The sequence below is a fragment of the Pseudomonas sp. H3_C08 genome, assembly GCF_054669455.1.
Genome location: NZ_CP162803.1, coordinates 3,664,968 through 3,677,686, shown reverse-complemented (window position 1 = coordinate 3,677,686; position 12,719 = coordinate 3,664,968). Strand labels below are relative to the sequence as shown.

Annotated in this window: 12 protein-coding genes and 2 pseudogenes; 8 read left to right on the top strand and 6 right to left on the bottom strand. The window is 57.7% G+C overall.

Annotated elements, in window-relative coordinates:
* Nucleotides 1–206 precede the first annotated feature (206 nt).
* Entirely contained in the window at nucleotides 207–1,904 is a 1,698-nt protein-coding gene (gene fadD1 / locus AB4N74_RS16860) for a long-chain-fatty-acid--CoA ligase FadD1 (RefSeq protein WP_460096679.1), read from the top strand.
* Nucleotides 1,905–2,346: 442 nt separating this feature from the next.
* On the opposite strand, the gene AB4N74_RS16855 is transcribed toward fadD1, so the two are convergent.
* Entirely contained in the window at nucleotides 2,347–2,724 is a 378-nt protein-coding gene (locus AB4N74_RS16855; protein WP_007917843.1) for a hypothetical protein, read from the bottom strand.
* A gap of 197 nt (nucleotides 2,725–2,921) precedes the next feature.
* Between AB4N74_RS16855 and AB4N74_RS16850 the strand changes: the two genes are divergently transcribed.
* The 3 genes from AB4N74_RS16850 (at nucleotide 2,922) to def (ending at nucleotide 4,770) form a co-directional block, all read left to right on the top strand.
* Entirely contained in the window at nucleotides 2,922–3,113 is a 192-nt protein-coding gene (locus AB4N74_RS16850; protein ID WP_027612573.1) for a CsbD family protein, read from the top strand.
* A gap of 164 nt (nucleotides 3,114–3,277) precedes the next feature.
* Nucleotides 3,278–4,228 carry a YihY/virulence factor BrkB family protein gene (locus AB4N74_RS16845; RefSeq protein WP_007917840.1) on the top strand — a complete coding sequence of 317 codons (951 nt, stop codon included), beginning with the start codon at nucleotides 3,278–3,280 and terminating at the stop codon, nucleotides 4,226–4,228.
* A gap of 2 nt (nucleotides 4,229–4,230) precedes the next feature.
* The gene (gene def, locus AB4N74_RS16840; protein WP_099756987.1) at nucleotides 4,231–4,770 is read left to right on the top strand and encodes a peptide deformylase; all 540 of its coding nucleotides are present in this window, start codon (nucleotides 4,231–4,233) and stop codon (nucleotides 4,768–4,770) included.
* Nucleotides 4,771–4,890: 120 nt separating this feature from the next.
* Here def and AB4N74_RS16835 read toward each other — a convergent pair whose 3' ends face one another.
* Nucleotides 4,891–5,307: a GNAT family N-acetyltransferase gene (locus AB4N74_RS16835; RefSeq protein ID WP_460096676.1), complete on the bottom strand. Its 417-nt coding sequence runs from the start codon at nucleotides 5,305–5,307 to the stop codon at nucleotides 4,891–4,893.
* A gap of 325 nt (nucleotides 5,308–5,632) precedes the next feature.
* Here AB4N74_RS16835 and AB4N74_RS16830 point away from each other — a divergent pair.
* The 3 genes and pseudogenes from AB4N74_RS16830 to AB4N74_RS16820 all read left to right on the top strand — a co-directional run.
* Nucleotides 5,633–5,824, top strand: a pseudogene (locus AB4N74_RS16830) (fatty acid desaturase); the annotation flags it as partial.
* Nucleotides 5,825–6,370: 546 nt separating this feature from the next.
* Nucleotides 6,371–7,099, top strand: a pseudogene (locus AB4N74_RS16825) (PAS domain-containing protein); the annotation flags it as partial.
* Between the two features lie 51 nt (nucleotides 7,100–7,150).
* Complete coding sequence (locus tag AB4N74_RS16820; RefSeq protein WP_225919999.1) at nucleotides 7,151–7,690, top strand: methyl-accepting chemotaxis protein; 540 nt, start codon at nucleotides 7,151–7,153, stop codon at nucleotides 7,688–7,690.
* Between the two features lie 136 nt (nucleotides 7,691–7,826).
* On the opposite strand, the gene AB4N74_RS16815 is transcribed toward AB4N74_RS16820, so the two are convergent.
* The 3 genes from AB4N74_RS16815 to AB4N74_RS16805 form a co-directional block, all read right to left on the bottom strand.
* A complete protein-coding gene (locus AB4N74_RS16815; RefSeq protein ID WP_093430450.1) occupies nucleotides 7,827–8,372 on the bottom strand; it encodes a hypothetical protein in 546 nt (181 codons plus the stop codon).
* 154 nt (nucleotides 8,373–8,526) lie between these two features.
* Nucleotides 8,527–9,951: an MFS transporter gene (locus tag AB4N74_RS16810; protein WP_460091987.1), complete on the bottom strand. Its 1,425-nt coding sequence runs from the start codon at nucleotides 9,949–9,951 to the stop codon at nucleotides 8,527–8,529.
* A 125-nt stretch (nucleotides 9,952–10,076) separates the two neighbouring features.
* Nucleotides 10,077–10,517, bottom strand: a complete 441-nt coding sequence (locus AB4N74_RS16805; RefSeq protein ID WP_093430448.1) for a PACE efflux transporter — start codon at nucleotides 10,515–10,517, stop codon at nucleotides 10,077–10,079.
* Between the two features lie 122 nt (nucleotides 10,518–10,639).
* On the opposite strand from AB4N74_RS16805, the gene AB4N74_RS16800 reads away from it, so the two are divergent.
* On the top strand, nucleotides 10,640–11,512 hold the full coding sequence (locus AB4N74_RS16800) for a LysR family transcriptional regulator (protein ID WP_093430447.1): 873 nt from the start codon (nucleotides 10,640–10,642) through the stop codon (nucleotides 11,510–11,512).
* A gap of 139 nt (nucleotides 11,513–11,651) precedes the next feature.
* Here AB4N74_RS16800 and gntR read toward each other — a convergent pair whose 3' ends face one another.
* Nucleotides 11,652–12,683, bottom strand: a complete 1,032-nt coding sequence (gene gntR / locus AB4N74_RS16795) for an HTH-type transcriptional regulator GntR (RefSeq protein WP_093430446.1) — start codon at nucleotides 12,681–12,683, stop codon at nucleotides 11,652–11,654.
* Between the last annotated feature and the right edge of the window lie 36 nt (nucleotides 12,684–12,719).

The window sequence follows — 12,719 nt, the reverse complement described above, 5'->3', positions numbered from 1 at the left end:
AAATGACTGCTAGGTAGTCTTGAGTCATGAATATGACTGTAGGGGCCGCTTTTGGCTCTAGTCGACCCTTGGCAAAGCTGCTACTCTCGGCGCGCTTTGTGACTTCTCGGCCTATGTAAAAGCCAGATTCACCAATACCAAACACACACCAATAATAATCGCATCAAATGCGGTGAAGAATTCGCGTTGCTGAGGAGTGGGCTTCCATGATCGAAGACTTTTGGAAGGATAAATACCCGGCTGGAATTGCTGCCGACATCAATCCGGACGAGTATCCGAACATTCAGGCAGTGTTGAAGCAATCCTGCCAACGCTTCGCCAACAAACCGGCTTTCAGCAACCTGGGCAAGACAATCACTTACGGTGAATTGTACGAATTGTCCGGTGCGTTTGCCGCGTATCTGCAACAGCATACCGATTTGCAGCCCGGCGATCGAATCGCCGTGCAACTGCCCAACGTTCTGCAGTACCCGGTGGCCGTCTTCGGTGCGATTCGCGCCGGGCTGATCGTGGTCAACACCAACCCGCTGTACACCGCGCGGGAAATGGAACACCAATTCAACGACTCCGGCGCCAAAGCCCTTGTTTGCCTGGCGAACATGGCGCATCTGGCTGAAACCGTGGTGCCGAAAACCGGCGTCAAACACGTCATCGTCACCGAAGTCGCCGACCTGCTGCCACCGATCAAGCGCCTGCTGATCAACAGTGTCATCAAGTACGTGAAGAAAATGGTCCCGGCCTATCACTTGCCCAAAGCCGTCAAGTTCAATGACGTGCTGAGCAAGGGCCAGGGTCAACCGGTGGCCGAAGCCAATCCTGACAGCGGCGACGTTGCGGTGCTGCAATACACTGGCGGCACCACCGGCGTGGCCAAAGGCGCGATGCTGACCCATCGCAACCTCGTCGCCAACATGCTGCAGTGCAAGGCGCTGATGGGTTCCAACCTCAACGAAGGTTGCGAGATCCTGATCACGCCGCTACCGCTGTACCACATCTATGCGTTCACCTTTCATTGCATGGCGATGATGCTGATCGGCAACCACAACATCCTCATCAGCAACCCGCGCGACCTGCCGGCGATGGTCAAGGAACTGTCGAAGTGGAAGTTCAGCGGTTTCGTCGGCCTCAATACGCTGTTCGTCGCGCTGTGCAACAACGAAGGTTTCCGCAAGCTGGATTTCTCGGCGCTGAAAGTTACGTTGTCCGGCGGCATGGCCTTGCAACTGGCCGCTGCCGAGCGCTGGAAAGCGGTCACCGGTTGCGCGATCTGCGAAGGTTACGGCATGACCGAAACCAGCCCGGTGGCCACGGTCAACCCGATCCAGAACATCCAGATCGGCACCATCGGTATTCCGGTGCCATCGACCCTGTGCAAAGTCATCGATGATGCCGGTGTCGAGCAGGCGCTGGGTGAAATCGGCGAACTGTGCGTCAAGGGCCCGCAAGTGATGAAAGGCTACTGGCAGCGTCAGGAAGCCACCGATGAAATGCTCGACAGCGAAGGCTGGCTGAAGACCGGTGACATCGCGCTGATCCAGCCGGACGGCTACATGCGCATCGTTGATCGCAAGAAAGACATGATTCTGGTCTCCGGTTTCAACGTCTACCCGAACGAACTGGAAGACGTGTTGGCGACCCTGCCGGGTGTGTTGCAGTGCGCGGCCATCGGCGTGCCGGACGAGAAGTCGGGCGAGGCGATCAAGATTTTCATCGTCGCCAAACCGGGTGTCACGCTGACCAAGGAAACCGTGATGGAGCACATGCGCGCCAACGTCACGGGTTACAAGGTGCCGCGTTCGGTGGAGTTCCGCGATGCGTTGCCGACCACCAACGTCGGCAAGATCCTGCGTCGCGAGTTGCGTGATGAAGAGCTGAAGAAAATCAAGGCCAGGTCCGCCGCCTAAAACACCAAGCCCCGCAGATGCGGGGCTTTTTGTTGGGTGCGGGGCAGGGCTTGGATTTCGCGTTGAGCCTACCCCTCACCCCAGCCCTCTCCCGAGGGAGAGGGAGCCGAACGGGGGCTGTTCAGAACCTGAGTTCGACTCGATATCTCAAGTCGGGCGTACCTCGTCCAGACACTTCGGTCAGTCCGTCACCCAAGGAGAAAGGGAGCAGATCTTCACGCTGTTCAGAACCCGAATTCGACTCGATATCTCAGGTCGGTGCAGCTCATCCAGACACCTCGGTCAGTTCCCTCTCCCAATGGGTAAGGGAGCAGATCTTCATGCTGTTCAGAACCTGAGTTCGACCCGATATCTCAGGTCGGTGCAGCTCATCCAGACACCTCGGTCAGTTCCCTCTCCCTTGGGAGAGGGCTAGGGTGAGGGGAAGGGGGCTGCACAAATCCTACTGACGAAACGGCGCGAAATTCACGTTAGTCCCCGCCGGACGCATGTCCTGCAGATACGAATCCTTGTCCGCACTCAGTTCCAGGCTCAACGCCGCCTTGCGCTTGCCTTCGTTGCGAATCACCAGCCCCTCCAGCTTTTCACGCAGAAATACCGTCGGCACTTTCAGGTGCAGCAATTCGTCTGTGGCCGGCGTGTGCATCAGCAGGTGAATCCACTCGTACTGACCGATGGCCAGACGCGACACCGGCAGGTCGAACCACCAGATGTTGCGGTTACGGTTCAGTTCGGCGAAGTGGCAGTTGTTGGTGCCGAGCACGGCGCCGCCCAGTTCCTTGTTGCGACGGGCAATGGCCTGCGTTTTATCGAGTTTCATAACATTCCTGCGGGATCGGTTCCTGGCGCTTGACGCCCATATGTTGCGCATTCTCGGGGCTACGCACGCAAACATAAAGCCCAACCTGCACGCCGCGACGAAATGAGCCGCTGAAAATAAATGAAACTTGGCGCAAACCCGGCCAGTCAATCATTACGTACTGACTTTTCCCTCTTAATGCACCAAGGAGAAACACCATGAGTAGCACAGGCGATAAAGTAAAAGGCATGGCTAATGAAGCGGTCGGCAACGTCAAGCAAGGCGTCGGTAAAGCCACCGACAACACCAAGCTGCAAGCCGAAGGCAAACTGCAAGAGAAAAAAGGCGAGGCCCAGCAAGCGGTCGGTAAAGCCAAAGACGCCATCAAGAAAGGTGTCGACAAGGCGTAATTCAGCCTTGAACGAAATACATGAACGGCCATCCAAGGATGGCCGTTTTTGTGTCAAAAGCCTGCAGCAACCCGACGAGGTTCGCCAAACAGGCTACCGTGATGTAAAAAACGGCCCCTGAGTCGCCACGACTTCAACCTGTATTGCGGCGAAAGGAGACGCGAATGATATTTCCAGACATGAAAGGTCTGCCCCTGCATCGGGTGATGGTGCGCACGGTCACTGAATTCGTCGACGACGAGATGTCGACCTATGCCTCGGCACTGGCCTACCAGATGCTGTTCTCGCTGTTCCCGTTCATTCTGTTCCTGATCGCCCTGATCGGTTTCCTGCACCTGCCGGACTTTTTCTCCTGGCTGCGCCTGCAATCGGAACTGGTCCTGCCACCGCAGGCGCTGGAGCAGGTCAACCCGGTGATCGACCAGTTACAGCAGTCCAAGGGTGGCCTGCTTTCCGTCGGTATCGTTATCGCCCTGTACACCGCCTCCGCGGGCGTGCGCTTGATGATGAGCGCGATGAACGCCGCGTATGACGTGGTCGAAGGCCGGCCGATCTGGAAGCGTTTTCCGCTGTCGATTGTCTACACCGTCGGCATTGCCGGCATGCTCCTGGTGGCCGCTGCGCTGATGGTGCTCGGGCCGCAGGTGATGGGCTGGATCGCCGCGCAGGTGGGGCTGGAAGACTTCATTGTCACCGTGTGGACCATCGCGCGTTGGCCGGTGATCGTGATTCTGATGATGGTCGCGGTGGCACTGATCTACTACGTCATGCCTGACGTCAAACAGGAATTCCGCTTCATCACCCCCGGTTCGGTATTGGCCGTGGTGGTGTGGATCATCGCCTCGTTGGGTTTCGCCTTCTACGTGAAGACCTTCGCCAACTACAACGCGATGTATGGCAGCATCGGGGCGATCATCGTGCTGTTGCTGTACTTCTACATTTCCGCTGCGGTGCTGTTGCTCGGCGCCGAGATGAATGCGGTGATCGAGCACATGTCCAGCGAGGGCAAGGATGCGGGTGAGAAAGTCCCCGGCGAACTCGATGAACATCCCAAACAACACGTCTCGGGCCTGGGCCGCGATCATTCGCTCAAGCCGGACACTGACGAAGTCTGATCATGATCCGTGAAATTCTGAAAATGGGCGACGAGCGCCTGCTGCGCATTGCCCCGCCCGTGCCGGTCGAGATGTTCGACAGCCCCGAGCTGTGGCAACTGATCGACGATATGTTCCAGACCATGGAAAGCGTCGGTGGCGTTGGCCTGGCGGCGCCGCAGATCGGTGTCGATCTGCAACTGGTGATCTTTGGTTTTGAACACAGCGAACGTTACCCGGACGCTGAAGCGGTGCCGCAGACGATCCTGATCAATCCGCTGATCACGCCGTTGAGTCCGTTGATGGAGGAGGGCTTCGAAGGGTGTCTGTCGGTGCCGGGTTTGCGTGGTGCGGTGGATCGTTATCAGCAGATTCGCTATGAAGGGTTTGATCCGAAAGGCGAGCCGATTGTGCGTATCGCGTCAGGTTTCCACGCCCGCGTTGTGCAGCACGAATGCGATCACCTGATCGGCCGGTTGTACCCGTCGCGGATCACCGACTTCACTAAGTTCGGTTTTACCGAAGTGATGTTCCCGGATCTTGATCCCACAGCTGACGATTGATCCCCGAGAACACCACGCCCCCCTGTAGGAGTGAGCCTGCTCGCGATAGCGGTCTGTCAGTGACATTTTCGGTGACTGACACACCGCTATCGCGAGCAGGCTCACTCCTACAGGGTTTTGTTAGGTGGAGGGGGCCAGCTCCATCGCAATCATCGGCTTGCTCCGCGCATACCGGCTCAAGCGCTCCGCCATCGCCTGGGGCAGGGCCGGGTCGAACGTGAACCCGCGTCGCTCATAAAAACCGCGCAAATCAGGATGGCAGAACAGCCACACCGGCTCGCTTACATCCTGCACAGCCGCTGCAATCAGCTTTGCGGCAACGCCCTGTTCACGACACCCCGGATCAACGAACAACCCGGTCAACCAATGCCCGCCGGACACTGGCCGCAAGCACAACGCGCCCACAATCTCTCCGCGCCGCGCCACCCATAACTGTGCCTCGCGAACCGCTTTCATCGAGGACTGGTGGCTGCGGTAAAACTTGTTCATCAACGGCCATAACGACTCGTCGAGCAGGCTGTATTGGGTGTCGGGCATGGGATCGGACTGTCGGCGTGAAAAGCGCCGATTATAAAAGAACGCACGGCTCTGGATAGGTGTATACCTGACCTCACATCCCCTGTGAGTGGAGTACGCATCATGTCCAAAGGTATGGATTCAAAGAAAGCCGCGAAGAAGAAACCGGCCAAGACCGCGATTGAAAAGCGCGCAGAGAAAAAAGCCAAGAAAGTCGACATCTTCGGTCACTGATCACGCCTTTCGGGAGCCCGGTTCTCGGGCTCCTGCCTGCATCCGAAAATAATCTGCAAGATTGCACTGCGTCGTTGCACAGAAGGGGACGATCCCCGTTCCGAGCAACGCCATGCCCCATTACTTCGACGCCGCCCATCGTCAGCAGATCGAAACCCTGCGCCAACGTTTCACCGCCCGTACCGAGTGGCCGACCTGGCTGTTGCTGATTGGCGTCTATGGCGGTTGGTTTGCCATTGTTCTCAATAGTCACTGGCTGGGCCGTGCCTTGAGCACTTTGGTGCTGATTCCGCTGTTGTTTTTGTAGTGCTGCAACTTTTGCCTTCGCGAGCAAGCTCGCTCCCACAGGAGAAACGCATTCCAATGTGGGAGCGAGCTTGCTCGCGAAAGCGTCCGCTCCGGCAGCATTTCTCCCCGCGCTGAACCGATTCTTGTGCAAAAAGTGCCAGATACTGGCCGACTAGTGGCCTTGCGCAGGTCTTTGCACTGGCTATGCTTCCCGTAACTAACTATGTCGACCGTCATGTCAAAAATGGCTGAAATGCAGGGTTAGTCCGTGAATTCATGCTGCCAGAGTGCGCAACCCAAGGCACCGACACTGAACCAACAAGGAGCGTCGCTTACATGGAAGTTCTTCAACGCGTTAGGGCTGGCCCGCGTGCGGGCTATCAAGAGAAGGATGTCTTGATTAGAGCGTCGCTGCATGGACGCTCCGATTGATCATCATTTATCACCTGACAACTTCCTCCCGTGGAGGAATGCGTGTGCCTGTTCTGTGGAACGTAGTGGTGGATCGTGAAAGAACTGAACTTTCATCAAATCAAAAGTCCGCGCGGAAGGTGATACAACCATGTTCAACCTACATCACAAGGCTGACCTGCAGGAAATCGAGCGCTTCAGCTGCGCCCTGACCGAGGCCAATGCGAAGTTGGCCGCGATCAGCCGTTCAATGGCAATGATCGAGTTCAGCCCTGACGGCATCGTTCTGGATGCCAATGAAAACTTCTGCAAGACCATGGGCTACAGCGCCGATGAAGTGCGTGGCAAACATCACCGGGTGTTTTGTGAAGAGGCTTTCTATCGCAGCGAGGAGTACGCCAAATTGTGGCGTGACCTGGCTCGCGGTGAGCCGATCAGCGGCACTTTCCTGCGCTTGAACAAGGCCGGCAGGGAAGTTTGGCTCGAAGCCAGTTACATGCCGGTGTATGGCCCGGACAAACAGGTCCAGAGCGTGATCAAAGTGGCCGCCGACATCACCGCCCGAGTGAATAAAGAACACGAAGAAGAAAGCATGCTGGCGGCGATCAGCCGCTCGATGGCGGTGATCGAGTTCACCCCGGAAGGTAATGTTATCGCCGCCAACGACAACTTTCTGAAGACCATGCAGTACTCGCTCAACGAAATCGTCGGCCATCATCACAGTCTGTTCTGCCATCGCGCCGAAGCCGAGTCCGCGCAGTACAAGGCATTCTGGGCCTCGCTCAACCGCGGCGAATATCACTCGCACCGTTTCGAGCGCAAGAACAAGTCGGGGCAGATGGTTTATCTCGAAGCTTCGTACAACCCGTTGTTCGACGCCAAGGGCCGCTTGTACAAAGTGGTCAAGTTCGCCAGCGACATCACCCATCAGATGACCACGCTGCAGAACGCTGCTGAATCGGCCCACAGCACCTCGGTACAAAACGACGCCTGCGCGCAAAAAGGCTCACAGGTCGTGCAGCAAACCGTGCAGATCATTCAGGACATCTCCCGCGACCTCAACGAAGCGGCGGCGAGTATCGATGCGGTGAGCAAGCAATCGGACATCATCGGCACCATCGTCCAGACCATTCGCGGCATTGCCGACCAGACCAACTTGCTGGCGCTCAATGCCGCCATCGAAGCGGCGCGAGCCGGTGAACATGGACGCGGGTTTGCCGTGGTTGCGGATGAAGTGCGCAGTCTGGCGGCGCGAACCAGTCAGGCAACCTTGGAAATTGTCGAGGTAGTGCGCAAGAACCATGACCTGTCGCTGAGCGCGGTGTCGAGTATGCAGTCAAGCCTGAGTCGCACCGGGCTAGGTGTGGAGCTGGCGAATGAAGCGGGGGAGGTAATTCTGGAGATTCAGCAGGGCTCGCGGCATGTGGTGGATGCTATCAGTCAGTTCAATGAGACCTTGCAACTGAACTGATCTTTCCTGAACACACAAAAAACTGTGGGAGCGAGCCTGCTCGCGAAGGCGGCGGAACATTCAACATCTACGTTGATTGGTTCACCGCCTTCGCGAGCAGGCTCGCTTCCACATTTGATTTCAGGCGACCTGGAAATCACAGCGCAGCGAGAAACTTGCCCGCCTGCTTGTCGCTGTCCTTCACATCGTTGTCTTTTTCCGCCTGCGCCAACTTCATCTTGTCCTGCAAGCGCTCGGCGATCTCTTTGCCGATGGCCAGTTGTTTCTCCGGCGGCATGGCTTTGATGTCGTCTTCGGTCAGCCCCATGGACTGCAGGATACTGTCGCGCAGACGCTGTTCCGGCGTCTTGCTCATGTAGTCCTTGAACTCGTCAGTGGCGGATGCCGCCGAGGCTGTGGTGGCGTCGGTCGATTGCAGGTTCACGCGGGTCTTGGCGAACGCTTCGTCGACGTTATCGCTGATGCGTGTGGCTTCGCTGACTTGCTGGGTGGCGATCTGTGTGGCCGAGTCCTGCACTTTGGCGGTGGCTTCGGCGGTTTGCGCCTGGGTCTGGTTTTGCAGGGTTTGCAGCATGGCGCCGTGCAGACCACCTTGCAGACCGGCTGCGGCGATGGACGTCGCATCGTCATTCAGCGCTTTGGGCAGATGAATGATTTGCTGTTGTTTGGCACTGATCAACATGATGTGCGGACCTGTAGGTAATTGCTGACTCGCGTATCGGAGCAATTACCGTGCCTTTTGAATAAATCCTTTTATTTCAAAAACTTGATCATCAGTCAGGTATTCGTGGCGGTCATCCCTTGCCGATAAGTGGCAGAGGATGACCGTTGTCCCATCAGCGATGAGCGATGTTCTCCAGCGCCAGATTGCGCGTGCGCGGGCCGAACCAGCCGATGGTCAGCATCACGATCAGCATGCTGCTGACGATAAACGCCAATACCCCCGGCGTACCGAAATTGTCGAGAAACAAGCCGATCAACAAGCTGCTGAACACTGTCGACAAGCGACTGAACGAATAACAGAAACCCACGGCGCGCGCGCGGATGTTGGTCGGGAACAGTTCGCTCTGGTACGAGTGATAGCTGAAACTCAGCCAGGCATTGCAGAAGGTGATCATCACCCCGCAGAAGATCAGCCCGAATGCGCTGGTCTGCAGGGCGAACAAGGTGCCGAAGGTCATCGCGCCGAGGGCCGAGCCGACGATCTGCCATTTGTTTTCGAAGCGGTTGGCGAACTTCACGAACAGCAGCGGCCCGAGCGGGTAGGCGAGGGTGATGATGAAGGCGTACATCAAACTGTGGGTGACGCTGACGCCTTGGCCGGACAGCAGCGCCGGCAGCCAGTTGCCGAAACCGAAGAAACCGATTGCCTGGAAGATGTGGAAGACGATCAGCATCAACGCGCGGCGACGATACGGCGGCTGCCAGATATCGGCAAAACGGCCCTTGCCTTCGACGTCGACGGGCACGGCTTCGGGGGCGTCCAGCGGTTTGCCGTAGTCCTTCTGGCAACGGGTTTCAATGTGGTCGAGAATCCGGTTGGCTTCCTCAAAGCGGCCATGCTGCGCGAGCCAGCGCGGCGATTCCGGCAGCCGTTTGCGCAGCCACCAGATAAACAGCGCAAACACCGCGCTGGCCAGCACCACCCAGCGCCAGCCGGAGACCCCGAACGGCGCTTGCGGCACCAGCCACCACGACATCAATGCCACCGCCGGCACCGACAGGAACTGCACGAAAAACGCGAAGGCAAAGGCTGAGCTGCGCATGCGTTTCGGCACCAGTTCAGAAAGGTAGGCATCAATGGTGACCAGCTCGATGCCCAGGCCGATGCCAACCAGAAAGCGCATGCAGATGATACCCAGCGCCGAACTCTGAATCCCCATCAACACCGTCGCCGCCGTGTACCAGACCAGCGCGAAGGTGAAGATCGCACGGCGGCCGAAACGATCCGCCAATGGGCTGAGCAGACTGGCGCCGAGGAACAGGCCGAGAAACGTTGCCGAGGCAAACGCCGCTTGATCAGAGAAACCGAACACGCCCTGATTGCCAGTGGCAAAGATCCCGTCGCGGATCAGCCCGGGGCTGATGTAAGCGGTCTGGAACAGGTCGTAGAGTTCGAAAAATCCACCGATCGACAGCAGCGCCACCAGCCGCCAGATCGTCGCGACCGCCGGAAGGCGATCGATGCGGGCGGACACCTGAGCGGCGCGTATCGGGTCGATGCCGTCGCTTTGCGCGGTGGCGGGGGCGTGTGCAGTCATGGGCTGGTCCATTTTTTATTGATGGAAAAGCTTAGCCTGCTATCGGAGTTCACGGATTGTGAATATCGGCGGATTAAACAGATAAACCGCTGAATTCTCGCAGTATCTGCTTACGAATTAACGATTTATGCCGCAGCCGCCGAATCCGGTAGCGCCGAGGCTGGCAGCCCGAAAATCCGGTCAAACAGCCAATTGAAGGCAAACGTGTAGCAGGGGATGAAAATGATCAGCGCCAGATCCAATAGAAACGCCTGCACCAGACTGATGTTCATCCACCACGCGATCAACGGAATCAGAAACACGATCAGCGTCAGTTGAAAGCCCACCGCATGAGCGATACGGCGTTTCACTGTGCGCGTGCGCGATACCTGGCGACTTTCCCAGCGCTCGAACAACGAGGTGTAAATGAAGTTCCAGGTCACGGCGATGGTGGTGATGATCACCGCCAATGGCCCGGTGCTGCCCGGTGAAGTGCCGGACAACAACGCCAGGCCGAGGGCGGAGAAGGTCATGCCGATCACTTCATAGAGCGACACATAGACCAGTTTGCGTTTGACGCCTTGCATGGGGAGTTGCCTCTTTCTTGCCGTTTGTTGGCCAGCGGGACTGGCGAAGGCGGCAAAAGATAGCTTCAATAGAGCTGACAGAAAAAGTCAGTAGCTTTCAGTTTTGTTAATAGGTGTGCAAAGTGAATTTCAACAGTGACAGCATCGAGCTGTTTCTTGCCGTAATCGAACGCGGCTCGTTTTCGGCGGCGGCGCGTGCGCTGGGCAAAGTCCCGTCGGCCGTAAGTATGGGCATCGGCAACCTTGAGGCGGAACTCGGTTATCTGCTGTTCGACCGCAGCCATCGCGAACCACAACCCACGGCAATGGCGCTGTCGCTGGTGCCACACGCGCGGCTGATCGCCGAGCAACTCAAGCAACTGCAAGTGCACGCGGTGGAACTGTCGCTGGGGCTGGAGAGCAAGCTGTCGATCGGCGTGGTCGCGGACATCGACCGGCGCCGTTTGCTGGCGGCGATCAAGCTGATCGCCGAGCGGCATCCGCTGCTCGATATCGAAGTGCTGACCGCGCCGCAGGACGACGTGCTGGCGATGCTGCACAGCGGCCGCGTCAGCCTGTGCCTGGCGTTCGCCGGATTGAGCATGAATGTACTGGAGCGTTTTCAGTTTGTCGGCAGCGAACGGATGATCGCCACCCTGGCGGCGGACAGTCCGTTGTTGCAGGGGCAGGATCTGTTTCTCGAGGATCTGGTGCATGTACGGCAAATCATCGTCGCCAGTCGTGACTTGCCAATCAGCGAAACACGGCCGTTGGTGGCGGAGTCGTATTGGCGCACGGACAATCTCGAGACGGCCATGGAAATGGTCGAGGCAGGATTGGGTTGGGGTAATTTCCCGCTGTCGGTGGTGCAGTCGTGGATTGAGTCCGGGCGACTGAAACGGCTGAATTTCCGCAACATCGAAAATGGTCTGGTGATGCCGGTGCATGCGGTATGGCTCAAGAGCCAGCCCTTACAAAAGGGCGCACTGGCTCTGGTTGATCTGCTCAGCCACTAGCGACTGTGGAGATCCAATGTGGGAGCGAGCCCGCTCGCGAAAGCGTCGTGTCAGTCGGCACATGCTTATCTGACACAGCGCTTTCGCGAGCAGGCTCGCTCCCACAGGGATTGTGTTTCAACCTTGAATCTGTGGGAAGTCAGGTGCTTTCGCGAATCTTCAGTTCAAAGCCCATGTCTTCCACCGGACGCGCCACGCTGTTACCGGCCATCAACGTCAGCATCTGCTCCGCCGCGCGCCGGCCAATCGCTTCACGCGGGGTGTTGATGCTGCTCAGGCGCGGCACCATGTGTTCGGACATCGGCAAGTCGTTGAAACCGAGAATCGCTACCTGCTCGGGAATCTTGATGCCGTTGCGCAGCGCCTCCAGCAACGCCCCCTGCGCCAGGTCATCGTTACCGAAGAAGATCGCATCAACGTCCGGATGCGCCGCGAGCAATTGCAAAAACAACTCCCCGCCCAAGCCCACCGATGAAGAACGAGGCGTCAGTACTTCCAGATCCGGGTCGTAACGTCCGGCCTTTTGCAACGCTTTGCGAAAGCCTTCACCGCGCAACAAGGTGCGCTGATCAAGTTGCGCACCGATGTAAGCCAGACGCTTGCGCCCACGCGAAAGCAAATGTTCGGCCGCCGTTTCACCGGCACTCAGTTGCGAGAACCCTACGCAATTCACTCCGGCAGCGCTGTCCAGTTCCATCATGTAAACGCAGGGAATGTTGCTCGCCTCGATCATCCGTCGTGAACTTTCCGTGCGATCAAACCCGGTCAGCAAAAATCCACGCGGCTGATAGGCCATGTAGTTGCGCAGCAGGTTTTCTTCTTCATCGCGTGAATAGTGGAAGTTGCCGATCAGCACTTCGAAGCCTTTGGGCGTCAGTACCCGATGAATGGCTTCCAGCGTATCGATGAACAGCAAGTTGGATAACGAAGGCACCAGAACCACCACCGAATGGCTCTGCGCCGAGGCCAATGCGCGGGCGGCAGGGTTGACCACGTAGTTGAGTTCGAGCGCGGCTTTCTGGACTTTTTCCACAAGGTCAGTGGCCACGGTGCTGACACCGCGCAAGGCCCGGGAGGCAGTAATCGGGCTGACACCGGCCAGACGGGCAACTTCATTCAGGGTGGGACGGCCGGTGGTGCGAGTGTTTTTATCGTTTTTAGGGGAGGTCATCGGGCGGCTTGCCAAACAAAAATCAAGGCACTAAGG

Bases quoted from the DNA above. Each gene is read 5' to 3' on its own strand.
- fadD1 (WP_460096679.1), top strand. From the start codon at position 207: ATGATCGAAGACTTTTGGAAGGATAAATACCCGGCTGGAATTGCTGCC.
- AB4N74_RS16855 (WP_007917843.1), bottom strand. From the start codon at position 2,724: ATGAAACTCGATAAAACGCAGGCCATTGCCCGTCGCAACAAGGAACTG.
- AB4N74_RS16850 (WP_027612573.1), top strand. From the start codon at position 2,922: ATGAGTAGCACAGGCGATAAAGTAAAAGGCATGGCTAATGAAGCGGTC.
- AB4N74_RS16845 (WP_007917840.1), top strand. From the start codon at position 3,278: ATGATATTTCCAGACATGAAAGGTCTGCCCCTGCATCGGGTGATGGTG.
- def (WP_099756987.1), top strand. From the start codon at position 4,231: ATGATCCGTGAAATTCTGAAAATGGGCGACGAGCGCCTGCTGCGCATT.
- AB4N74_RS16835 (WP_460096676.1), bottom strand. From the start codon at position 5,307: ATGCCCGACACCCAATACAGCCTGCTCGACGAGTCGTTATGGCCGTTG.
- AB4N74_RS16820 (WP_225919999.1), top strand. From the start codon at position 7,151: ATGACCACGCTGCAGAACGCTGCTGAATCGGCCCACAGCACCTCGGTA.
- AB4N74_RS16815 (WP_093430450.1), bottom strand. From the start codon at position 8,372: ATGTTGATCAGTGCCAAACAACAGCAAATCATTCATCTGCCCAAAGCG.
- AB4N74_RS16810 (WP_460091987.1), bottom strand. From the start codon at position 9,951: ATGACTGCACACGCCCCCGCCACCGCGCAAAGCGACGGCATCGACCCG.
- AB4N74_RS16805 (WP_093430448.1), bottom strand. From the start codon at position 10,517: ATGCAAGGCGTCAAACGCAAACTGGTCTATGTGTCGCTCTATGAAGTG.
- gntR (WP_093430446.1), bottom strand. From the start codon at position 12,683: ATGACCTCCCCTAAAAACGATAAAAACACTCGCACCACCGGCCGTCCC.